We start from the raw sequence: 22,300 nt of genomic DNA, 5'->3' as shown, positions 1-22,300 counted from the left end.
CCACCTGACGGGGCTACCAGTGCCGCGTGCCCGGCGCGCCCTTGATCCGCCCGTCCAGATTGGGCGTGACCCAGCCCCCGTAGAAATCGCCGGGCTGCGGCTGGACGCGCAGATCACCGACCCAAGCCTCGTCCACCAGCCCGGCATAGAAGGCCAGATAGCCTGCCAAGGCGGCGAAGCGCCCGGTGGAGCTGTCATAGGCCCAAGCCGCGCGGGGCGCCGTCACATCTTGGGCGATCACGTCGTAATAGCGCGCGACCCCCTTCCATTCGCAGAAGCTGCTGCCCGCCGCCGGGTGCAGGACCGCCTGCACATCCTCGGGCGGCAGGTAATAGGTCGGCGCATGATGGGTTTCCAGCACCCGCAGGGCGCGCAGCGTCTCGGCCACGACCGCGCCACCGAGGCGGATCAGGATGCGCTGCGGCACCGGCTCCAGCGCCGGCGGGCGGGGATAGGATTGCACGTTCTCGCGCGGCAGGGAGGTCATGGGCGCCCCCCGGCGGGACGCTTGCGCAGCCGGTGCAGGTGCCAGCGATAGATCAGCGGGGCCAGCACATGGTCATAGGTCGCCCCCGCGATCTGCCGGATCCCCGGCAGGCCCACGATCCGCGCCAGCCACTGATAGCGCGGCATCTGCGCCCAGAGCACCAGAAAGGCCGGGATGCCGGACCTCAGCTGCCCGTCATGCAGCACGTAAAGCCGCCGCGCCGCCGTGTCGGCATCCAGCCCCCAGTCCTGCCGGGCCTTGGAATTCAGGTCGTCGAAGCGGATCGGCAGGCCCTGCCGGTCCGCATAGCGCGCATAATGCCCGATTTCGAAACTGCAGACCGGGCAGGTGGCATTGTAGAGAACCGAGGTGCGGGTATCCGTGTCCATCCCGCGACTGTCCGCCTTTGCGGCGCAGGTGCCAAGGGGCGCCATGTCGCAGGGGCGGGCGCCGGATCGACCGACACCCGCCCCCCTTGCCGTCAGCCTGACGTTCAGCGCATCGCGCCGACCGACCAGAACAGCGTCTCGCCCGAGCTGTCGTCGACGCCGTCATTGTCGGTGACGACCCAGCCCTCGCCCTCCGCGTCGATGGCAAAGCCCTCGACCTTGTCGACGACATAGCCGCCGGTGGCCTGCAGGTCGGGGATCAGGTCGCGGACCTCTTCCTTGGTGACCACGGGCAGGGTCTCGCCAAGGGCCACCGGGGCCAGGTCGGCCAGCGGCACGCGGAACAGCTTCTTCACCACGGCGGCGGCCCCGATCTGGTTGTCACGCTCGATGACATAGGCCCAGTCCCCGTCGATGGTGATCTCGGACAGGCCCATCCAGCCCTCGCCCTTGGCTTCCAGCGGATAGGCGACCGCGCCCCATTCCTCGGATTCGAGGTCATAGGAGACCAGCTTGACCTGCCCCTCGGGATCGTCGCCCCATTCGCGCTGCACGGCCATCCACAGCCGGTCGCCCTGCAGGGCGATGCCTTCGAAGCCGAAGCGGGTCTCGTGGGCCAGCAGCTCGGCGGGCAGGCCGATCTCGTCCTGGATCTCGCCCTCGGCATCGACGTGATAGATCGCATGCGGGATCAGCCGGTCGCTGCGCCCTTCCGAGGCCAGCCAGAAGCCGCCCTCGCCATCGGGGGTGATGCCCTCCAGATCCAGCTTCTGCGCGGGATCGCCGTTGCGGGTGATCACGGTCTTGGTGGTGATGCGCGCCGGGGTCTGGGTGGCGTCGATCGTATAGATCGCGGGCTGCGCGCCATAGACGCTGTCCGAGATGGCGAACAGCTGGCCCGGCCCCTCGCCGGCGGCCAGACCGGACAGGGCGCCCCATCCGATCAGCTCTTCGGCACCAGCCGAGGTCAGCATCGGATAGCTGGCCGGCCCCTCGCCCGCCTCGAAGACCATCACATGCGCGCGCGCGCCGCCATCCTCGCCCAGATCGGCCTCGTTGGCGGTGATCAGCAGGTTGCGCTCGGGCAGTGCCACGATGCCTTCGGGGCTGATCCCCGAGGGCAGCATCTGCGACAGGCGCGGCGCGGCGGGGTCGGTCACGTCATAGACGCCGATGATCGATCCGCGCTCGGAGACGACGAAGACATAGGGCGTGCCGTTGAAGGTCGCGACCTCGATGGATTCCGGCTCGACTCCCTTCGCGTCGGACCGGCGGTCGGGATAATGGCCCGCCTCGATCACCGCATGCTCGAAGCTGTTGCCCGAGTCGTAGACGACCGTGCCGTCGCGGTGAAAGATCGTCCAGCCGCGCGAGCCGCCCTCGTAATCGCCCTCGTTCGCGGTGACGACGTGATCGGCGTCCAGCCATTTCACGGCGTCGGGTTCGCGCGTCACATCGGCCAGCGTGTCGGTGAAGTTCAGCGCGCCATCGTCCAGCGCATCGACATCCTCAAGGCTGACGGTGCCCGCGCTGAAATGCGAGGCGACCGTGCCATCCGCGCCGATCACGACGATATGGTTGTTTTCCTGCAGGGTGACGACGATCTCGCCCGCCTCGTTGGTGTCGACATATTCGGGTTCGGGATCGTCGGCCCCGATCTCGGCCATCCCGGTCATCTCGATGCGTTGCTGTCCCTCGCAATCCAGCTCGCCCTCGGTGACGGGCAGCTTGACGACATAGCCGGCGGGCATCTGCGGCAGGGCGCCGTCATTCAGGTCCTCGTCGCGCTGGTTCTCGATCGCGACGGCCAGGAAGCTGCCATCCTTGGCCTTGGCGACCGCATCGGGCTGTCCGCCCAGATCGCAGGAGGACAGGACCTCGCGGCTGTCCAGATCCAGCACGCGCAGCTGGCCCGAGGGATCGGTGAAGGAGGCCGAGGTGTCGACGCCCACGAAGACGCGCTGGCCGATGATCACGGCGGTGGTCGGCTCGCCGTCCATGGCGACATTGCCGAGGGGCTTGGGTGCCATGGGATCGGTGATGTCCACGAAGCCCAGCACACCCAGGGGGCTGTCGGAATAGACGACCGTGTTGCCGTCCTCGGAGGCCTGGATGATCTCGGCCGAGGTCGGGCGGGCGCGGTCCTCGCCTTGGGCCATGTTGTCCGGCGTGGCGAAGGAGGCGATGCGGTTGAACACCGTCTCGGACATCGCGGGCATGGCCGTCGCAAGCGCGATGGCCGAGGTCAGAAGGGCAAGCTTCGGCATGGCAGGGTCCCCCAAGGATCAATCGGTGGCCTTGTCTGACCCTGCAAGGTGTCGTTCCTGTGACAGACGCGCGACGTTTTGCAGACAGGCCGGGGCGGGGGGTCGCCAAGCGAGGTGACGGGGCGCGACCTGCGCCCACGTCGATGTCGGGTGCGCGCCCTTGCGCTATTCGGCGCAGGCCTCGATCGCGGCCAGATCGGGGCCGTCGGGCGTGCGGCCCAGATTGAACGGCGCCGAGGCGTCGCGCCAGGTCGCGTAATCCTGCAGATAGCTCAGCTGGCTGGCATAGACCTTGGCCGAGAGTGGGTTCTCGCAGGCAACCTCCGTGATGGTCTCGTTGGCCAGTTCCTGCACGCGGGCCAGGGCGGCGTCGTCCAGCCGCGTGATCTCGGTCCCGGCCTCCTCGAATTCGGCATAGGCCTCGGTCGCGCGCTTTTCGGTGAAGGACAGGCTCCACAGCATGGTCGCATCGGCGGCGATCTGCAGGCGTTCCTGCGTTTCCTCGTCCAGCGCGTCCCATGATCCCTTGTTGATCATCACCCCGAAGACCGAGGACGACTGGTGCCAGCCCGGCGTGGACCAATAGCTGGTCACCTGCTGGAAGCCGCCCGAGAAATCGACGTTGGGGGTCGAGAATTCCGCCCCGTCGATCACGCCGCGTTCCAGCGACTGATAGATCTCGCCGCCGGCCATGCTGACCTGGCTGCCGCCCAGCTTCTCCAGCAGGCGGCCCTGCTCCAGCCCCGACAGGCGCAGGCGCAGGCCGGCCAGATCCTCCAGCGTGCGGATCGGCTGGCTGGTGGTGCGGAAGCCGGATTCGTTGTTGGTCACGCCATAGGGCAGATAGACCATGCCGAACTTGCCATAGACCTCGTTGTAGAGGTCCGCCCCGCCCCATTCCTGGATCCAGTTCACGTAATCGACCGCGTTGAACAGGCTGGCCGTGGTCGAGAGCGGCGAGAAGGCGCTGTCGCGCCCGGCCCAATAGCCGGGCCAGTCGGCGCCCGCCTGGATGGTCCCGGATTCGACGGCGCCGAAGACCTCGCCCGCCGGGACCAGGCTGCCGCCCTCGTAGAACTCGATGGTCAGCTTGTCATCATCGACCAGCTTGTTGGCCAGATCGACCCAGTGCTTGTCGATCTCGATCAGCTCCAGGCTGGAGGGCCAAGTCGAGGTCATCGTCCAGTTTTCCGCCAAGGCCGGGGTGGCGGTCGCCAGCGCAAGGGCGGCGGTGGTCATCAGATGTCTCATGGGGTCTCCTCCTCGTGAAAAAACAGGGGCCGGTCAGCCGTAAAGCGCCAGGGGCAGCCAGGTGACCAAGGCAGGGAACAGGATCATCGCCGCACACATCATCAGGATCATGACGATGAAGGGCAGCACGCCGATGATGATGTCGGTGATCGTGACCTCGGGCGGGGCGATGGCGCGCATGTAGAACAGCGCATAGCCGAAAGGCGGCGACAGGAAGCTGGTCTGCAACACCACGGCCATCAGCACGACGAACCACAGGGGGTCGATGCCCATCTCGCCGACCAGCGGCAGGAAGATCGGGAAGGACAGCAGCACGATGCCGGTCCAGTCCAGGAACATGCCCAGGATGAACACCACCAGCAGCATCATCGCGATCAGCGTGTAGGGATCGTCGGCCAGCCCGCGGATCAGGTCCTGGCTGGCGCGCAGACCCCCGGTGATGTTGAAGACGCCGGTGAAGGCCGTGGCGCCCACCACGATGAAGAGGATCATCGCGCTGGTGCGCCCGGTTTCCAGCAGCGCCGAATAGAAGGTCGCCCATTGGAACCGCCCGCGCCCGATCACGATCAGCAGCGCCAGAAGCGCGCCGATCGCGCTGGCCTCGGTCGCGGTGGCGATGCCCGCCAGCAGCGATCCCAGGATGCCCAGGATCAGGATCAGCGGCGGCACCGCCTCGATCAGCAGCATCTTCCACATGGCGGCGCGGCTGATCTGGTCGGCCTCGGCGATCTTGGGGGCCCAGTCCGGCTTCAGCCAGGCGATGAACACCACATAAAGCGCGTACATCACCCCCAGCAGCAGCCCCGGCACCATCGCGCCCGCGAACAGCTGCCCCACCGACAGCCCCGGCGCGTAAGATGCCATCAGGATCAGCATGATCGAGGGCGGGATCAGGATGCCCAGGCACCCCGAGGCGCCGATCAGCCCCGTCGCCAGCCGCTTGTCATAGCCGTATTGCAGCATCGGGCGCAGCGCCATCATGCCCATCACGGTGATCGACGCGCCGATGATCCCGGTCGTCGCCGCCAGCAGGATCGAGATGAAGACCACCGCCAGCCCCAGCCCGCCGGTCACCCGGGCCATCAGGTGGCGCAGCGCCTCGAACATGCGGTCGGTGACGCCGCTGTCGGACAGGAACCGCGCCATCAGCACGAACAGCGGAATGGCGATCAGCACGTAATTGTCCAGCACGTCGCCGAAGATGCGGTTGATGACGATGCCCAGCACCATCGGCTTGCCCGCGATCAGCGCACCCAGGACGGCGGTGCCGCCCAGCACGAAGGCCAGCGGATGGCCCATGAACAGGCCCAGAAGCAGCAGGCCCGACATGATCAGGGCGATCGATTCACCCGACATCTGGGGTCTCCGGCTTGGGGGATCGGGTCAGGACCAGCTTCAGCACCTCGCTGACCCCCTGGATCAGCAGCAGGCAGGCCGCCGCGAACATCGCGATCTTGAGCGGATAGACCGGCAGCTGCACGGCGCCATAGGTCACCTCTCCCTGACGCCACGAGGTCATCGCGAAATCCCAGCTGCGCCGCGCAAAGACCCATGCGAAGGGAAAGAAGAAGATGACATAGCCCGCCACCTCGACCCACCGGCGCAGGCCCGGGCCCATCCGCGCGGTCAGCAGGTCGACGCGCACATGGGCCTGGTGGCGCAGCGCATAGCCGCCCAGCATGACGAAATAGAACCCGTAGAGCTGCTTGGTGACATCGAAGGCCCACCGGGTCGGCTGACCCAGCACATAGCGCATGAACACATCATAGATGATGATGCCGGCGAACAGGATCGCGACGACCGACACGATGCGGCCCACGATCTCGTTCAGGCCATCGATCAGGTGACTTACCGGCACTGTCTGGCTCCTTTACGTGAAGGCAGGGCGGCGGGCGCCCTGCGGGGTGTCGGGCGACCGGGGTCGGGCACCCCGGCGCCTGGAGGGTCCGCGCGCCCCTCAGGCATGGGTCGCCTCGTGGGGGGCGGGATCGGTGTCGCGCGCGATCCGTTCGGCCCGCTGGCGCAGCTCGGCGCGGATGATCTTGCCGGTGGTGGTCATCGGCATCTCGTCGATGAAATGCACCGCGCGGGGATATTCATAGGCCGCCAGCAGGTCGCGCACATGGGCCGAGATCTCGGCCGCCAGATCCGGGCCGGGGCTGTGCCCTGCGCCCAGCGTGACGAAGGCCGCGACGATATGGCCGCGCAGGGGGTCGGGCTGGCCCACGACGCCTGCCAGATGCACCGCCGGATGGCGCAGCAGGCAATCCTCGATCTCGGCGGGGCCGATCCGGTAGCCGGCGGACGAGATCACGTCGTCGTCGCGCCCCACGAAGGACAGCCGGCCATCGGGCTGCGCGATCCCGCGATCGCCGGTCAGCATCCAGCGCCCCTGCGGGCCCTGGACGAACTTGGCCTCGGTCGCCGCCGGGTTGGTCCAGTAGCCCAGAAACATCACCGGGTCGGGGGACAGGACGGCGATCTCTCCCTCATGGCCTGCGGGCAGCAGCGCGCCGCTGGCGGGGTCGATGATGGCGACATGGTGGCCGGGCACCGCGCGGCCCATCGCGCCGGGCAGAGGCGGTTCCAGAACCCCGCAGCCCGACACGATCATGTTGCATTCGGTCTGGCCGTAGAATTCGTTGATCGTGGTGCCGAAGACGCGCTGGCCCCAGTCCAGCAGCCCGGCGCCCAGAGGCTCGCCCCCGCTGGCGACCGAGCGCAGGTTCAGGGACCAGTTCGCTGCGTCCGGCTCCAGCCGCATCAGCTTGAGCGCGGTCGGCGGCAGGAAGGCGTTGCGGATGCCGTGGTCGCGGATCAGGTCCAGCGCCGCGCGGGCGGTGAACTTGGGAAACCGGCAGGCCACCACCGTCACCCCGTGATAGAGGCCCGGCATCAGCACATCCAGCAGCCCGCCGATCCAGGCCCAGTCCGCCGGCGTCCACAGCCGGTCGCCGGGCTGCGGCAGCAGATCATGGCTGATCTCGACCCCCGGCAGATGGCCCAGCAGCACCCGATGGGCATGCAGCGCGCCCTTGGGCAGCCCGGTCGTCCCCGAGGTATAGATCAGGAAGGCCGCATCCTCGGCCCCGGTCGCGGCGGCCGGAAAATCCTCGGGCTGGACGGCCAGCGCGGCGTCGTAGTCGACGATCAGCAGCCCCGGAAAGCGCCCGGCGGCCCCCTCGGGCAGATCCTTGCACAGGACCAGCCGCAGATCGGGCAGATCGCCCGCGACCGCCGCCAGCAGGTCCAGGCTGGCCGCATGGGTGATCAGCGCCGAGGCGCCGGAATCGCGCAGCCGGTGGCGCAGCGCCTCGGGGCCGAACAGCGTGAACAGCGGCAGCGACACGCAGCCCATGCGGGGGATCGCGACATGGGCGGTCGCCGTCTCGACCGATTGCGGCAACAGCACGCCGATGCGGGCACCGACCTCGCCCTGCGCCGGGGGCGTGATCCCGCCTGCGACCAGTGCATGGGACAGCTGCGCCACGAGGCGCCCCAGATCGCGATAGCGGACATCGCGGACCCGGCCATCCTCGTCGACCTCGTGGATCGCGATGCGGTCCGGATCCTGCGCGACCCAATGATCGCAGACGGCCATGCCCAGATTGAACCGGGGAGGAATGTGCCAGCGGAACTCCGCAAGCTGCGCAGGCGTCATCGCACGTCCCTGCAAGACAGGTCCCCTCCCTTGGTGGACGCCGCCGCCTCCTCGCGCCGATCACGTCCCCATCGGACGCTAGACAGCGGTCTTCCTCCTGTCAACACAGGGCCGTCGCGGCAAGGAATCGCGCGCCGAGCCCCTAGCCCTGCGGGTCCTGCGGCGCGCAGAAGGCGGCATAGAGGGCCTGCATCAGCACCTCCAGCTGCGGGTCGCTGATGCGGTAATGGATGGTCTGCCCCTCGCGCCGGGTGGCGACCATGTCCGCCTCGCGCAGCCGCGCCAGATGCTGGCTGAGCGCGGACTGGCCCAGTCCCACCGCCGCCTGCAGGCTGCCGACCGGGCGTTCGCCCTTGGCCAGCTCGCACAGGATCAGCAGGCGCTTGGCATTGGCCACCAGCGCCAGCCGGGCGGCGACGTGATCGGCCATGTCCTGCAGGGCTGCGACGGAGGGATCGGGAAGCGCGTCCGACATATTACCTTTGACTTATTTAGAGTACGGTAATATACAGTGTATCAAATGCGCCGTCCGGTGCAATGCCGCAGATGGAGACATGGATGGACATGGTGACGGAAACCGCCTTTACCCCCTGGGCCTCGCTTGGCGGCGGGGTCCTGATCGGGATCAGCGCGGTGATGGTGATGGGCATCTTCGGCCGGATCGCCGGGATCGCGGGCATCAGCCAGGGCGCGCTGGCCCTGCCGGGTGCGGCGCGGGACCGCGACTGGCGGATCTGGTTCGTGCTGGGCCTGCTGGCCGCGCCCCTGCTGATGGGCGCCTTGGGCGGCACGATCACCCAAAGCGTGCCGCAGAACCTGCCGGTGATGGCGCTGGCGGGGCTGCTGGTCGGGACCGGCACGGCGCTTGGGTCGGGCTGCACCTCGGGGCACGGGGTCTGCGGGCTGGCGCGGCTGTCGGGGCGGTCGCTGGCGGCGGTCGCGGCCTTCATGGCGGCGGGCTTTGTCACCGTCTTCGTGCTGCGGCACCTGATCGGAGGTCTGTGATGCGTGCTGTGTGGGGCTTTCTCAGCGGGCTGGTCTTCGGGCTGGGGCTGATCCTGTCGGGCATGGCCGATCCGGCCAAGGTGCAGAACTTCCTGGATCTGGCGGGTGCCTGGGATCCCAGCCTGGCCTTCGTGATGGGCGGCGCGACGCTGACGACCTTCGTCGGTTATCGGCTGGTCTGGCGCCGTGCGGCGCCGGTGCTGAACCCGAGTTTCGATCTGCCCACCAACCGCGCCATCGACCGGCCTCTGCTGACCGGGGCGGTGCTGTTCGGCATCGGATGGGGCCTGGGGGGCTTCTGCCCCGGCCCCGCGCTGACCGCCTTGCCGCTGCTGGCCCCGGGCACGCTGGTCTTCGTGCCCGCAATGATCCTGGGTCTGTGGATCGGACCCCGCCTGAAACCCCTGCCCCTTCTAACCCCGAGGACGACCCCATGAACCTGCTGCACCAGCCCGTCATCCGCCATTCGCCCTCGACCGGCGCGGGCAGCCCCGATGTCTGGGGCATCTACGAGCCCGACACCGGGTCGATCCAGTATGTCTGCGCCGATCCCGCCACCAAGCAGGCGGCGCTGATCGACGTGGTCTGGAACCTGGACCCGAAGCATTACCGCTTCTCGACCGGCAGCATGGATCAGGTGCTGGCGCTGGTGGCCGAACAGGGCCTCAGCGTGGCCTGGGTGCTGGACACGCATCCCCATGCCGATCACGTCATGGCCTCGGCCCAGCTGGGCCGGGTGACCGGCGCGCCCACCGCCATCGGCGACCGGGTGGGCGACATCGCCCGGATCTGGGCCGGGATCTACAACCTGCCCGGCGCCTTCGATCCGGTGCGCGATTTCGACCGCCTGCTGGCGGATGGCGAGACCATCGCGCTTGGCGATCTGAGCCTGCGGGTGATGCTGTCGCCGGGCCACACGCTCGGCTCGGTCACCTATGTCTGCGGGGATGCGGCCTTCACCCATGACACGCTGATGCAGCCCGATGCGGGCACGTCCCGCGCCGATTTCCCGGGCGGCGACAGCGGCCAGCTGTGGCAGTCGATCCAAGCGATTTTGGCGCTGCCGGGCCACACCCGCCTGTTCGTCGGCCATGATTACGGCACGAAGGACCGCGACGAGCCGCAATGGGAGGCGACGGTCGCCCAGCACCGCGCCGCCAACCGCCATGTCAAGGACGGCACCCGGCGCGAGGACTGGATCGCGACCCGCGACGCCCGCGACGCGACGCTGCCCCTGCCCGACCGGATCATGGCGGCGCTGCAGATCAACCTGCGCGGCGGGCGCCTGCCCCCGGCCGAGGATGACGGGCACCATTACCTGAAGGTGCCGGTCGACCGCTTCTGAGCCGGATGTGATCCGGGGGGCGCCCCCCGGATCACGCCACAGGCGGGCGGCTCTGCAGCGCGTCCCAGGCATCGTATTGCGACAGGAAGACCCGCCCCGTCAGGTGGTCCAGGAAATCGCAGCATCTCAGCCGGTCCATGACCGGGCCCTTGACCTCGGACAGGTGCAGCGTGACGCCCATCGTGTCCAGCCGATGGGCGATCGCCTCCAGGCTTTCCAGCGCGCTTAGGTCGATGTCGCTGATGGCCGAACACATCAGCACGACATGCCGGATGTCGCAATCCGGGGTGACGCGGTCGGCGATGTAATCTTCCAGAAAGCGGGCATTGGCGAAATAGAGGCTTTCGTCGATGCGCAGCGTGACGATGGCGGGATCGGTCTGCACGTCATGGCGCAGGATGTTGCGGAAATGCTGGGTGCCCGGCACCAGCCCGACCTCGGCCACATGCGGGCGCGAGGATTTGTACAGATGCAGCGCGATGGACAGGATCACGCCGGTCGACACCCCTGCCTCGACCCCCAGCAGCAGCGTCAGCAGGATCGTCGCAGCGACGGCGGTGAAATCGGCGCGGGAATAGGACCAGGCGCGGCGCAGGATCGACAGATCGACCAGCGACAGCACCGCCACGATGATCGTCGCGGCCAAGGTGGCGATGGGCAGGTCGTGGATCAGCGGCGTCAGCGCAACGGCGGCCACCGCCAGCCCGATGGCAGTGAAGGCCCCCGCCGCCGCCGTGGCCGCGCCCGCGTCGAAGTTCACGACGGATCGCGCAAAGCCCCCCGTCACCGGCATGCCGCCGGTGAAGGCCGCGCCCAGATTGGCGGCGCCCAGCCCGATCAGTTCCTGATCCGGGTCGATGCGCTGGCGCCTCTTGGCGGCCAGGGTCTGCGCCACCGACACGGATTCCACGAAGCCGATGACCGAGATCAGAAGCGCCGGCACCAGCAGCATCCCGATCAGATCGGGCGAGACCGAGGGCAGCGTCAGCGGCGGCAGGCCCTGCGGCACAACGCCCACGATGCGCACGCCCTGCGCCTCCAGCCCCAGCCCGCGCACGGCAAGGGTGCTGACCACCACGGCCAGCACCGGCCCGGCCTTGGTGACGATGTCGGCGGCCCGCGCGCCCAGCCCCGCGCGGCGCAGCAGGGGCTTCAGCCCCCGCCGGACCCAGAACAGGAAGCCCGTCGCGACGATCCCGATCGCCAGCGTCACCGGGTTGACCTGCGGCAGGGCGCCGATCAGCGAGACGACCATCTCGGGCAGGGTATGGCCGCCGGCGCCGACCCCCAGGATATGGCCCAGCTGGCTGGTGGCGATCAGGATGCCCGAGGCGGTGATGAAGCCCGCGATCACCGGATGGGACAGGAAATTGGCCAGAAACCCCAGCTTCAGCACGCCCATGACCAAGAGGATCGCCCCCGACAGCCCGGCCAGCGTCAGCGCCGCCACGCCGTATCCCATCGTGCCCTGCTGGGCGATCTGCCCGATCGCGGCGGCGGTCATCAGCGAGACCACCGCCACCGGCCCCACCGCCAGCGCCCGGCTGGTCCCGAAGACGGCATAGAGCAGGATCGGCACGATCGAGGCATAAAGCCCCGCCTGCGCCGGCAGCCCCGCCAGCAGCGCATAGGCCAGCGATTGCGGGATCAGCATGATCGTGACGATCACGGCCGCCAGCAGATCGTCGGACAGGGTCTGGCGGGTGTAATGGCGACCCCAGGTCAGGATCGGGAAATAGGCGCGCAGGGGCTTCAAGGGCGGGGTCCGTTCTGATCCTTCGGGCGGCAATCTGGTCCGGCCCCCTGGTGCACCGGAGGGCGGAGGCGGACCCGGCAGGGGCGACCTTGCCGTGGTCCTGCGCCTGCGGGCAAGAGCCTTCATCGCGGCCGGCGCTGCCCGGTCGGATCAGCGGCGGCTCAGGCCGCAGGGCTCAGTGACGGCAGGTCTGCAGGCCCAGCACCCGGTAGAGCGGGCAGAACCTGACCGCCGCCGTGCCGATCAGCACGACCCCGGCCAGAACCGCCACCAGGCGCGGCAGGCTGGCCTCGAAGACCGGCCAGCCGCTCAGCAGCGCCATGAGGATCAGGGCCGCGCCCAGAACGATGCGCAGGGTGCGGTCCGAAGTTCCGATATTGCTGGTCATGACGTGATCCTTGCGTGATGGCGTTGCCCCCTTCTATCCGACAGGCCGGCGAAGTTCGGTGACAAGATCACCAAGCCCGCCTCAGGGGCGCGCCCCATGGCCCTCCTGCGCCGCCAGCCGGGCGATCGCGCCCGGGTCCAGCAGGTCGATGACGCCGCGCGCCTGTCCGATCCAGCCCCGGCGCTGGAACTCGCCCAGCTGGCGCGAGATGACCTCGCGCGCGGTGCCCAGTTCCGCCGCCATCTGCTGATGCGTGGCCCGCACCCGGCCTGCGCCGCGCGACAGCTCGATCAGCTTCTGCGCCAGCCGGATGTCCAGCCGCTGGAACGCGATCTCCTCGATGACCATGAACAGGTCGGACATCCGCCGAGCGAAGGCTGTGAAGATGAAGGTCCGGAACGGGACCGAGGCCGAGATCAGGCGGTCGAAGACCGCCCGCGGGATCGCCGCCGCCCGGATGTCGGTCTCGGCGATGCCTTGGGCGGAATAGTCGTCATGGGCCAGAAGGCAGGCCGTGGTCATCACGCAGCTTTCCCCGGCCTCGACGCGGTAGAGGACGATGTCGCGCCCCTCGTCCGACATCTGCTGGACGCGGACCCGGCCCTCCAGCAGCAGCAGCAGATGCTCGGGCGGCTTGCCCGGCCCGAAGAGGACCGTGCCAGCGGGCGCCGCGAGGATCGTGCTGCGGGCCAGAAGCAGATCGTGCAGCTCGGGCGCCAGCTGCGCCAGGCCCGGGAACTGCGCGACCCAGGTCCCGGCGATGGGGTGCGATGTCATGTCAGGTTTCCTCACCCAAGGACTGCGCCCGCATAGCACATCGCGCGGGGGCTGCGCCCCGGGATCTTGGGCATCGGCGCGACATGTCGCGGCAGCCCCGTGCCAGCGGCGCAAGGCCGTGTTCGGCGCCGGCTGCGGCAAATGCAAGGCGCCCGTGACGCGGCGATTGCCTTGCGCGGCTTTCGGCGCGCATACAATCCCTTGGGGGGGACCGGGCAGGATGCGCGACGATGCAAGGACGGGCCGGGCATGAAGACCCGGCGCAGGCTTCTGGACCCGCGCAGGTCGGCGCGGGCGATCGTCGCGCGGCGCCGATCGGCGGGCAATGACCTGATCCTGGCCACGATCCTGGCGGCCATCGCGGGGGCGGCCAATGCGGGGGGGTTCTTCGCGCTTGGCCAGTACACGTCCCACATGACCGGCTATCTGGCCGCGCTGGCCGACAATGTCGCCATCGCCAACCTGGGGATCGTCGCGATCAGCACGCTGGCCGTCGCGGCCTTCATTGCCGGGGCCGGCTTCAGCGCGATCCTGATCGACGCGGCGCAGGGCCCGGCATCCAGCCGCCGGCAATATGCCTGGCCCCTGGTCTTCCAGGGGGTCTTCCTGGCCTGCTTCTCGATGGGCGGCCTTCTGACCGGAGAGATCGGGCGGATCTTCTCGCTGGCCTGCCTGTGCTTCATCATGGGGATGCAGAACGCGACGATCACCCGCATCTCGGGCGCACGGATCCGCACCACCCATGCGACGGGCATCGTGACCGATATCGGGATCGAGCTGGGTCGCGCCGTCCATGCCCGCCTGCGGCCCGGCCTGGGGATGTCCGCCGACCGGGGCAAGCTTCGGATGCTGGTGCAGCTTGTGGTCGCCTTCGTTTTGGGCGGCATCTTCGGGGCGATCGGCTATGGGCTGGCGGGGTTCCTGTTCTCGATCCCGCTGGCGGCGGTGCTTCTGGCCCTGGGCCTGCCCGGCGTGATCGGGGCGCGGCGCCGCTAGGCCCCGCCTGCGCGGCGAACCGCCTGCCCCGCGATCCGATCGCCCGGTCGGGGAACATCTGACGCCCTCTGCGGTTTCCCCTGTATCCAGAGGAAAATAAGATGATCCGTGCGTGTCTCGCCCTGACCTTTGCGCTTGTCGCTGCCTGGACCTCAAGCAGTCTGGTCTTCATCCCTGCCGATGATCGCCCGGCTGACCGGGAAGTGATCTCTGCCCCTGCCCTCCCCGAGGCCGCCGTCACCGCACCGACCCCGGTCCGACCGGACGTGCCGGGTCCGCATCCCTCGGACGATGCCGCGCTTTTCCACGGCCCGCCGCTGGTCCTCGACGGTTCGCGCATCCCGCTGCCGCGCCCGTCCGAGGTGGTGACCATGCGCCCGCATCCGCGTCCGCCTTCGGCCCAGCAGATCCTGACCGGCGCGCGGATCCCGGCCCCGCCCGCCAGCCTGCAGAATGCCAGCGACCTGACCTGCATCGCCGTCGCCATCTATCACGAGGCCCGCGACCAGACCGATCTGGGCCAGCGCGCGGTGGCCTCGGTCATCCTGCAGCGTGCGGCGGTCCCGCACCGGTGGGGGCGCACGGCCTGCGACAGCGTGGTGCCCACGCAGTTCAGCTTCATGACCTCGCGCTATGCCTATCCCCCGATCGAGGACATGGTGTCCTGGCAGAAGGCCGTGCAATTCGCGGCCGAGGTCTTCCTGCAGGGCCCGATGCAGGAATTGCGCGGCGCCGATCACTACCACACCACCGAGGTCTCGCCGGCCTGGGCGCCCCGGATGGAGCGCGTGACGGTCATCGACGATCACATCTTCTACGCGGATCCCAGATCCTGATGCCCCCTTCCGGGTCGGGCGCGCGGTGCTGTCCGGGTCCAGCCTTGCGCGCGGGGCGTTGCGATGGCACGCTCAGAAGCACAGGCCGGGGGCAGGCGCCCGGCGCCCGGACGCCCCCCAAGAGGACGCCGACCAAGAGGATGCGCGGATCGATGAGCGACCCGACCGACCCGACCCCACCCGATGCGGCCCCGCCCGCGCTGAAAAGCGCCACGCGGCAGGCCAGCTGGCGCCGGGCCAATCCGCGCATGTACAGCGCCCATCTGGCCGTGCAGCGGGCGCTCGGCTCGGGGCAGCTCGTCAAGCAAAGCTGCGAGGTTTGTGGCGCCGAGACGGTCGATGCCCATCACGACCGCTATGACGAGCCGTTGAACGTCCGGTGGCTTTGCCGGCGCCACCACGTGAAGCTGCACCATTATGGCGAGGACATGTTCCCCATCGGCCGCCGCTCGGAGGGGTGACTTCTTCGTGGGACTGGCCGCCTAAGCGGCAACGGTCATCCGGCGGGTCCGCAGCGTCGTCTTGTGGCGCAGCAGGAACCGGACCAGTTCGCGCGACGCGTCGGGCCCCGAGGGATCCGTGAAGCGCCCCGCCGGAGAGCCTCCGGACCAGGCATGTCCGCTGCCCTCGATCAGCCAATGCTCGACGAAGGCGCGCCCCTGGCCCACGCGATGGGTCGTCCGGACATAGCTGCGGCCCTTGGGAACCTGGCGTTTCTGCTGCGTCTCGCGCAGGGCGGCATAGGGTTCCAGCGCCCGGATTGCCACGAACCGGCCATTGCGGGCGTTCACGACATGGTCCTTGCTGCCGTGGAAGATGATCGTGGGCATCGGATGCAGGGAGGGGATGCCGGGGCTGCCCTGCCCCATCGCGGTCAGCGCAAAGGTCTTTCCCTGCGCGGCGCCCACGGGCAGACCGGAATGGACGCCGACGGCGGCGAACAGTTCGGGATAGGCCTGCGCCAGGACCAGTGCCGCCGATCCCCCGGCCGACAGCCCCGCCACATAGACCCGCGCGGGATCCGCCGGGTACTGGTCCAGAACCTCGCGCGTCAGGCTGGCCAGCAGCGCGGGCTCGCCCGCGCCCCGGTGCTGGTCGCCGGGCTGGAACCAGTTCCAGCACCGTTTGGGATGCGCCTCGCGCGACTGCGCGGGATAGACGACCAGCATCCGGAACTCCTCGGCCAGCGCGTTCATGCGCGTGCCCTTGGCGAAATCGTCCGGCGTCTGGCCGCAGCCATGCAGCATGACCAGCACCGGCAGGGGGTCCGCGGAGCTGCCCGCCGAGGCCGGCACGTAGATCTTGTAGCGACGCTGCCCGAAGGCGCAGTCATGGGTGAGGGTGCGAAACGAGGCGCGCGCCGGTGCGACCACCAGGCGGGGACGGGCCGGCGCCGCGACCGAGGACGTGACCGCCGCAACCTTGGGTTTGGACGCCTTGGGCTTGGGGGCTGCCTTGGCCTTGGCCGCGGGCTTCGATGCCTTGGTCTTGCGCGCGGGCTTCAGCGCCAAAGCGGGCGCCTTCAGGGCCGAGCGGACGAACGCAGCCATCATCCGAGCCGCGACCGGCGTCGCAGTCTTGCGTCGACGGCCCTTGGTGGTGGAAAACATGCTCTTGGTCATGAGATCGGGTCTTCCTGTCACATGGCACCCCATCCCGGTCGCATGTGTCCGGCGCTGCGACAAGCCGAAACGGCGGATCCCGCGCGCAAGGCTGCCATGCTGCCCTGACTGGGTGCGACGCCGCCCATGCAAGGTGTCCGAACGGGTTTTGACAGCACGTCGCCCGGGCAGGTGGAAAGCGCCGGTGGCGTGAAGGCGCAGCCGAACGAGCGCTTCATCTTCAGCGCCTCGGGGGCTGGGTGTCCTTCTGGCCCGCATGCCGGACCCATCGATTCGAGGCGGGGCATCCCGAAGGAACCCCGATGCCGCTGCCCCGGACCCACGCGCGACCCCTCCAGGACCATGCCGGTTCCGCGCAGACCTGTCGCCAAGGGCGCGTGGTTGAGAGGATGCGCCCCCGACAGGTCCTCCTCTGCCATGCCTTCCGATCGCGGGCAGCTTTTTGGCCGTCGCGCAGGATGTGATCCGCAATCCGCCGGTGCTGGCGAGGGGTGCGAACCCGGTTCCCGGATTGCATCCCCCGGGCCGCCAGGGCGAGCCTCCTGCCACGTGCCGATGCAAGGGACGGGAAGGCAAAAGCGCATTTTTCGGATCCGGCCACGCGGGCATTCGCCCCGCAGGCCGCCGCCAGGATGCACATCTTGGCGACAAGATCGACCGCAATGCGGTGCCGGGCCGTCGGGCGCTGCCGGTCCGAGGCAGCGATCTTGGGACGATGGCCGGCGATCCCTGCCGACCGCTGTTGCGGCGCGATCTGCCACGGGACGCCGCGCAGGCCAAGATTCGGCGAACACCCGCCCTGCCCAAGGGAGCAGACCGCCGGTCCCGGCCTTCCCGGGCGACATCTTCCGTGACCTGCCCGCCCATCCCCCGAGGTCTCGACCCGGCCAAGCCAAAGCGATGCGCAGGACGAAGCGTGGCGGGCCGATGCGGGGGAGGTGGATCGGCTACCGGAACGGATGCACTGGGCTTGACGGCCCTGTCGTCGGTGGCAACCGCTGCCTCCGGCCTCACGGGACCTGGCCGCTCTGGTGTCGGGCAGATGATCGGAGGGATGGGTGGTCGAAAAGACCGCCCCTCGGCGCCCGGGCCTTGCGATCTGCGCCCGAGCTGCAGCACGCCCGATCGGCGTCGCGGCTCTGGCAGCCGGCCATGGGCGCTCCGACCGTAGGACCGGGTGGTTCCGGACAGGTCGCAGCCGCTCGGCAATAGCCCATCCAGGACGGTCCGGGTCACGGCAACCCTCCGGCGATATCGTCCGACCAGATCTCGCTGCCATGATCCGTCGCCTTGCTGGATGTCGTTCCCGACAACCGGCTGATCTGGTTCTGAAGAGGCAATTGCAGGGCCTGACCCGGGTTGCAGGATGTCCCAGGCAAGGCGTCCTCTGCCAGCCGGGTCAGAAAATGGGCTAGGCCCTCGGCCTCCTGACGCAGCAGATCCGCGCGCTGCAGGACCGCCAGGACCGTGGAGGGCAGATGCTCATGCACCTCACCCAGAGCGGCGTCGAGTTCGGCCAGCCGGTCATGCAGATGCTGGGCCTCGGCCGCGGCGCGCGACAGGATCGTCTTCAGGGATTGGGGCCGGGCCTTGTGCAGGGCCGACATCATTGCAGCTTCCCGGTGACGGTTTCGATGCAGCGCAGCAGCGCCTCCTTGGTGAAGGGCTTGGCGATGAAGTTGTTCATGCCCGCCCTCTGTCCGCGCTCGATCATCTCGCGGGTGGCGGTGCCGGTGATCAGGATAAAGCCGATGCGCTGCGTGCCAGGGTTCTGGCGCAGCGCCTCCAGCAGGGCCAGGCCGTCCATCCCCGGCATGTTGTAATCCGAGATGACCAGATGCACCGGCGCTGCGGCAAGCCTTCGAAAGGCGGTCTCGCCATTGGCCTCGTACTGGACATTGACCAGCCCCGCCCAGTCCAGCGCCTGTTCGATCAGCGAGCGGCTGATGGTCATGTCGTCCACCACCATCATGTGCAATTGGGATTTCAGCGCCATGGGGATCCTCCTTCAGGCTGGCAGGGCCGGGATCGGCTGCGCATTGCGCCGATAATGCGTCGTTCCGGCGGTCTCGAAATAGGGGCAGGCCGGGCCGTCCAGCCGTTCCGAATGACCCACATAGAGCGAGCCGCCGGGCACCAGGGCCTGTCCGAAGCGGTGCCACAGGCGCTGGCGCGAGGGGGTGTCGAAATAGATCGCCGCGTTGCGGCAGAAAATGACATCGAACTTGCCGGCGAAGGGCCAGGCGTCATGCAGGTTCAGCTCGCCGAAGCGCATGCAGTGGCGCAGGGCGGGCCGGGCCTCGAAGCCGCCCTCGGCCCGGGCAAAGTACTTGTCGCGCCGCGCCGCCGCCACGGCCTGCAGGGCCTCGGGCCCATAACGACCCTGCCGCGCCCGGTCCACCATCAGCGGATCTATGTCGGTCGCCAGGATCAGAATGTCGTGCTGCGGCGCCTCGGGAAAGGCGTCCAGCAGGGTCATCGCGATCGAATAGGGCTCTTCGCCCGACGAGCAGGCGGCCGACCACAGGCGCAGCCGCCGCCCCCGCCGGGCCTCGAGAATCATTGGCGGCAGCACCTCCTCGGTCAGCGACGTGAAATGATGCATCTCGCGAAAGAAGGCGGTGACGTTGGTGGTCAGGGCAGACAGCAGATGGCGGCGCTCCTCGACCCCGTCCGGCCCCTCGAGACGGTCGCAATAGGCGCCGTAATCGGCCATGTTCAACGTCCGCAGCCGCTTGTTCAGGCGCGCGACCAGCAGGCTGCGCTTGGCCTCGGACAGCACGATGCCGCTGTCGCGATACAGAAGATCCGCGATCTTCTTGAACTGCGCCCCGTTCAGCGACGGGCTGCCGACAGGGGCCGCCGCACTCAAGCGTCGGCTCCGCTCATTTCGGGCAGCAGCTGGGCCAGGTCGATCTTGCGCAGGATCCGCCCGTCTTCCAGCGTGATCATGCCGGTGATGAACTCGCGCGCCGAATTCGAGGCCAGGTCGGGCACGCCCTGCAGGCTGTCATCGGAGATCGTCAGGATGTCCGCGACCAGATCTGCCAGAAGCCCGACCACCCGGCCCGCATGGATCGCGATGATGACCACATGCCGGTGCGAGGGCTCGGCGATTCCGAAGCCGAGCCGGGCCGACATGTCCACCACCGTCACGACCGCGCCGCGCAGGTTGATCACGCCCTTCACGTAATCGGGCGCATGCGGCAGCATCGTGGCGGGCGTCCAGCCGCGGATCTCGCGGACCAGCCCGATATCGATGCAGAAATCCTGGTCGGCCAGCTTGAAGGCGACGACGTCGCTCTTGCCGACCACGTTATGCGAGATTGATTTGAGCATGCGTCACCCGTTCGCTGCCATGGCGGCCATCAGGCGGCCCTGGTCGTTTGACAATGAAAGAACGATTTCCTCGGGGTCGATGATCAGGGCGATCTGCCCGTCGCCCAGGATCGTCGCCGCCGAGACGCCGGGCACCCGGCCATAGTTCTGTTCGAGGCTCTTGATCACCACCTGACGCTGGTCGAAGATCGAATCGACCCGGAAGGCGGCACGTTGCCGGGTGTCGGTTTCCACGACGATCAGCACGGCGGATTCCAGCGGTTCGATTGCGGGCAGGCCGAAGACCGAGCACAGATCGACGATCGGGATCAGCTCTCCGCGGCTGGACAGAAGCTGGGTGCCGGCGCCCATCCCATGCAGCATCGCGCGGTTGGGCTGCAGGGTCTCCTGCACGGCGGTGATCGGCAGGACCATCGTCTGGTCGCCCAGCTGGATCAGCATGCCTTCCAGCACGGCCAGGGTCAGCGGCAGGGCGATCGAGAAGGTCGTGCCCTCGCCCTCGACCGAATGGATCATCACGCGACCGCCCAGGGACATGATCTCGCGCCGCACGACGTCCAGACCCACCCCGCGCCCGGACAGGGCCGAGACCTGGTCCTTGCAGGAAAAGCCCGGCAGGAACAGCAGCTGGTCGATCTCGGCCGCCGAAAGGGGGGTGCCGGGGGCGACCAGGCCGCGCTCTTCGGCGATCTGGCGAACACGGGGCCGGTCGATGCCGCCGCCATCGTCCGACACCTCGATCTGCACCCGTCCCGAGCGATGCGCGGCCGACAGGGTGATGACCCCCTCTGCCGGCTTGCCCCGCCGCTGGCGGGTCACGCTGTCCTCCAGCCCGTGATCGACCGAGTTGCGGATCATGTGCGTCAGCGGATCGACGAGGCGCTCGATCATGGTCTTGTCGACCTCGGTCTGCTCGCCCAACGTGATCAGCCGCACCGGTTTTCCGGTCGCATCCGCCGCCTCGCGCAGGATCCGGTGCATGCGCTGAAACACCAGCTTGAGGGGCTGGGCGCGGATCGCCATCACGCTTTCCTGGATCTCTCCGGCCAACTGGCGGATGGAATCCAGTCCGGCGACCACGTCGGGTGCATCCTGCAGACCCGCCGTCTGGATCGTCTGCGACAGCATGGCCTCCTTGATGACCAGTTCGCCGATCATGTTCATCAGCCGGTCCACCCGTTCCAGACCGACCCGGATCGTAGGGGCCGGGGCGGCGGCAGCCTCGGGCGCGGACGATGCGACCCGAAGGCCGGGAACGGCCGGGATCGGATCGGCCGGTTCGGGATCGGGGGTCGCCGGTGTCTGGGGGGCCAGTTGGACCGGCGCCGGATCGATCCGTGCAGGACCCGGCGGCGGCAAAGGGGCCATCGGGGGCGCCGCGTCGGGCGCCGGCACGGCGAGGAAATCGGCCAGCGGCGCAAGCGAGAGCGCAGGACCCGGCACCTCCGCCAGCCTGTCGATGAACAGCCGGCAGCAATCCTCGACGAATTCGAAGACCGTGAGGATCTGGGCCTCGGTCACCGAGGAGGGCATGCGGATGTCCCAGGCCAGGCCGGGCTGATCGGGATCCCAGGATTCGAGCGGCGCGACCTCCTCCGCCAGAAGCGAGACCTCGGCGGGCCCCAGCTTGCGCAAGGCGGTCATCAGCGCGACCGGATCGTTGCCGGACCGGTAGAGATCGGCCGAGGGGGACATGCGGATCCTGAGCGCGGCGGCGGGCGGGCTTGCCGCGACATCGCCGAAATCCAGCGTGATCGGGGTGAAGACGATGGGCTCGCCCTCGTCCGACCCGTCGCTGTCGATCAGCGCGTCCAGTTCGGCCAGAAGCGCGCCGGTCAGGCCGCGATCGGCATCCAGCCCCGCGCGCGCCGATTCGATCAGATCCGCCAGCCCGTCCGAGCAGCGATGCAGCAGCGTCATCACCGGAGCCTCGATCTCCATCCGGTCCGAACGGATGAGGTCCAGCACCGTCTCGAAGCGGTGGGCGAAGGTGACCAGGTCGCTCAGCCCGAAGGCGGCCGCGCCCCCCTTGATTGAATGCACCGCCCGGAACACGCTGTGCACGATTTCCTTCTCGAGATCTGCAGCCTCCATCTGCCGCAGGCCGCCAGCCAGCACCTCGAGCAGCTCGTCGCATTCGACGAAGAACATCTCGCGGAATTCGTCCAGGTTTTCCATCTT

Annotated in this window: 23 protein-coding genes; 6 read left to right on the top strand and 17 right to left on the bottom strand. The window is 68.7% G+C overall.

Annotated features, from left to right (window positions below; all coding sequences use genetic code 11):
* Window positions 1-13: 13 nt before the first annotated feature.
* The 8 genes from FA743_RS15705 to FA743_RS15670 form a co-directional block, all read right to left on the bottom strand.
* Window positions 14-487: a DUF427 domain-containing protein gene (locus FA743_RS15705; RefSeq protein WP_136887041.1), complete on the bottom strand. Its 474-nt coding sequence runs from the start codon at window positions 485-487 to the stop codon at window positions 14-16.
* Window positions 484-876 carry a thiol-disulfide oxidoreductase DCC family protein gene (locus tag FA743_RS15700; protein ID WP_136887040.1) on the bottom strand — a complete coding sequence of 131 codons (393 nt, stop codon included), beginning with the start codon at window positions 874-876 and terminating at the stop codon, window positions 484-486. Before FA743_RS15700 ends, FA743_RS15705 begins: the two co-directional genes overlap by 4 nt.
* 104 nt (window positions 877-980) lie before the next feature.
* The gene (locus tag FA743_RS15695) at window positions 981-3,143 is read right to left on the bottom strand and encodes an esterase-like activity of phytase family protein (protein ID WP_136887039.1); all 2,163 of its coding nucleotides are present in this window, start codon (window positions 3,141-3,143) and stop codon (window positions 981-983) included.
* Window positions 3,144-3,308: 165 nt separating this feature from the next.
* On the bottom strand, window positions 3,309-4,394 hold the full coding sequence (dctP, locus tag FA743_RS15690) for a TRAP transporter substrate-binding protein DctP (RefSeq protein WP_136887038.1): 1,086 nt from the start codon (window positions 4,392-4,394) through the stop codon (window positions 3,309-3,311).
* A gap of 33 nt (window positions 4,395-4,427) precedes the next feature.
* The gene (locus FA743_RS15685; RefSeq protein WP_211242292.1) at window positions 4,428-5,750 is read right to left on the bottom strand and encodes a TRAP transporter large permease; all 1,323 of its coding nucleotides are present in this window, start codon (window positions 5,748-5,750) and stop codon (window positions 4,428-4,430) included.
* The gene (locus FA743_RS15680) at window positions 5,740-6,252 is read right to left on the bottom strand and encodes a TRAP transporter small permease subunit (protein WP_136887037.1); all 513 of its coding nucleotides are present in this window, start codon (window positions 6,250-6,252) and stop codon (window positions 5,740-5,742) included. The genes FA743_RS15685 and FA743_RS15680 overlap by 11 nt, the downstream gene beginning before the upstream one ends.
* 99 nt (window positions 6,253-6,351) lie before the next feature.
* Window positions 6,352-8,055: an AMP-binding protein gene (locus FA743_RS15675; protein ID WP_136887036.1), complete on the bottom strand. Its 1,704-nt coding sequence runs from the start codon at window positions 8,053-8,055 to the stop codon at window positions 6,352-6,354.
* Between the two features lie 142 nt (window positions 8,056-8,197).
* Window positions 8,198-8,530, bottom strand: coding sequence for an ArsR/SmtB family transcription factor (locus FA743_RS15670; protein WP_136887035.1), 333 nt, complete (start codon window positions 8,528-8,530; stop codon window positions 8,198-8,200).
* A gap of 83 nt (window positions 8,531-8,613) precedes the next feature.
* Here FA743_RS15670 and FA743_RS15665 point away from each other — a divergent pair, with 83 nt between their 5' ends.
* The 3 genes from FA743_RS15665 to FA743_RS15655 are packed head-to-tail and all read left to right on the top strand — an operon-like array spanning window position 8,614 to window position 10,405.
* The gene (locus tag FA743_RS15665) at window positions 8,614-9,060 is read left to right on the top strand and encodes a YeeE/YedE family protein (RefSeq protein ID WP_136887034.1); all 447 of its coding nucleotides are present in this window, start codon (window positions 8,614-8,616) and stop codon (window positions 9,058-9,060) included.
* Window positions 9,060-9,497, top strand: a complete 438-nt coding sequence (locus FA743_RS15660; protein WP_136887033.1) for a DUF6691 family protein — start codon at window positions 9,060-9,062, stop codon at window positions 9,495-9,497. Before FA743_RS15665 ends, FA743_RS15660 begins: the two co-directional genes overlap by 1 nt.
* Window positions 9,494-10,405: an MBL fold metallo-hydrolase gene (locus FA743_RS15655; protein ID WP_136887032.1), complete on the top strand. Its 912-nt coding sequence runs from the start codon at window positions 9,494-9,496 to the stop codon at window positions 10,403-10,405. Before FA743_RS15660 ends, FA743_RS15655 begins: the two co-directional genes overlap by 4 nt.
* Before the next feature lie 31 nt (window positions 10,406-10,436).
* Here FA743_RS15655 and FA743_RS15650 read toward each other — a convergent pair whose 3' ends face one another.
* From FA743_RS15650 to FA743_RS15640, 3 genes are all read right to left on the bottom strand, one after another.
* Complete coding sequence (locus FA743_RS15650; RefSeq protein WP_246054991.1) at window positions 10,437-12,161, bottom strand: SulP family inorganic anion transporter; 1,725 nt, start codon at window positions 12,159-12,161, stop codon at window positions 10,437-10,439.
* A gap of 175 nt (window positions 12,162-12,336) precedes the next feature.
* Entirely contained in the window at window positions 12,337-12,549 is a 213-nt protein-coding gene (locus FA743_RS15645; protein ID WP_136887030.1) for a YgaP family membrane protein, read from the bottom strand.
* Window positions 12,550-12,630: 81 nt separating this feature from the next.
* Window positions 12,631-13,326 carry a Crp/Fnr family transcriptional regulator gene (locus tag FA743_RS15640; RefSeq protein WP_136887029.1) on the bottom strand — a complete coding sequence of 232 codons (696 nt, stop codon included), beginning with the start codon at window positions 13,324-13,326 and terminating at the stop codon, window positions 12,631-12,633.
* A gap of 249 nt (window positions 13,327-13,575) precedes the next feature.
* Here FA743_RS15640 and FA743_RS15635 point away from each other — a divergent pair, with 249 nt between their 5' ends.
* From FA743_RS15635 to FA743_RS15625, 3 genes are all read left to right on the top strand, one after another.
* Window positions 13,576-14,322: a YoaK family protein gene (locus tag FA743_RS15635; RefSeq protein ID WP_136887028.1), complete on the top strand. Its 747-nt coding sequence runs from the start codon at window positions 13,576-13,578 to the stop codon at window positions 14,320-14,322.
* Between the two features lie 101 nt (window positions 14,323-14,423).
* The gene (locus FA743_RS15630; RefSeq protein WP_136887027.1) at window positions 14,424-15,158 is read left to right on the top strand and encodes a cell wall hydrolase; all 735 of its coding nucleotides are present in this window, start codon (window positions 14,424-14,426) and stop codon (window positions 15,156-15,158) included.
* 152 nt (window positions 15,159-15,310) lie between these two features.
* Window positions 15,311-15,619, top strand: coding sequence for a hypothetical protein (locus tag FA743_RS15625; RefSeq protein WP_136887026.1), 309 nt, complete (start codon window positions 15,311-15,313; stop codon window positions 15,617-15,619).
* Between the two features lie 21 nt (window positions 15,620-15,640).
* Here the strand turns inward: FA743_RS15625 and FA743_RS15620 are convergent, their stop codons facing one another.
* The 6 genes from FA743_RS15620 to FA743_RS15595 all read right to left on the bottom strand — a co-directional run bounded on the left by FA743_RS15620 (window position 15,641) and on the right by FA743_RS15595 (window position 22,297).
* Window positions 15,641-16,780: an extracellular catalytic domain type 1 short-chain-length polyhydroxyalkanoate depolymerase gene (locus tag FA743_RS15620; protein ID WP_136887025.1), complete on the bottom strand. Its 1,140-nt coding sequence runs from the start codon at window positions 16,778-16,780 to the stop codon at window positions 15,641-15,643.
* A gap of 1,232 nt (window positions 16,781-18,012) precedes the next feature.
* Complete coding sequence (locus FA743_RS15615) at window positions 18,013-18,390, bottom strand: hypothetical protein (protein ID WP_136887024.1); 378 nt, start codon at window positions 18,388-18,390, stop codon at window positions 18,013-18,015.
* Window positions 18,387-18,776: a response regulator gene (locus tag FA743_RS15610; protein WP_136887023.1), complete on the bottom strand. Its 390-nt coding sequence runs from the start codon at window positions 18,774-18,776 to the stop codon at window positions 18,387-18,389. The genes FA743_RS15615 and FA743_RS15610 overlap by 4 nt, the downstream gene beginning before the upstream one ends.
* A 12-nt stretch (window positions 18,777-18,788) precedes the next feature.
* Window positions 18,789-19,652 (bottom strand): CheR family methyltransferase, encoded by an 864-nt coding sequence (locus FA743_RS15605; RefSeq protein ID WP_246054990.1) that lies wholly within the window; start codon window positions 19,650-19,652, stop codon window positions 18,789-18,791.
* Window positions 19,649-20,119: a chemotaxis protein CheW gene (locus FA743_RS15600; RefSeq protein ID WP_136887022.1), complete on the bottom strand. Its 471-nt coding sequence runs from the start codon at window positions 20,117-20,119 to the stop codon at window positions 19,649-19,651. The genes FA743_RS15605 and FA743_RS15600 overlap by 4 nt, the downstream gene beginning before the upstream one ends.
* Before the next feature lie 3 nt (window positions 20,120-20,122).
* Entirely contained in the window at window positions 20,123-22,297 is a 2,175-nt protein-coding gene (locus FA743_RS15595) for a chemotaxis protein CheA (protein WP_211242291.1), read from the bottom strand.
* Window positions 22,298-22,300 lie beyond the last annotated feature (3 nt).

Origin of the sequence: Paracoccus gahaiensis (genome assembly GCF_005048225.1) — a bacterium.
Lineage (GTDB): Bacteria > Pseudomonadota > Alphaproteobacteria > Rhodobacterales > Rhodobacteraceae > Paracoccus > Paracoccus gahaiensis.
Note: the sequence above shows the minus strand (reverse complement) of the source record. Positions and strands in the feature narration are given on the sequence as shown.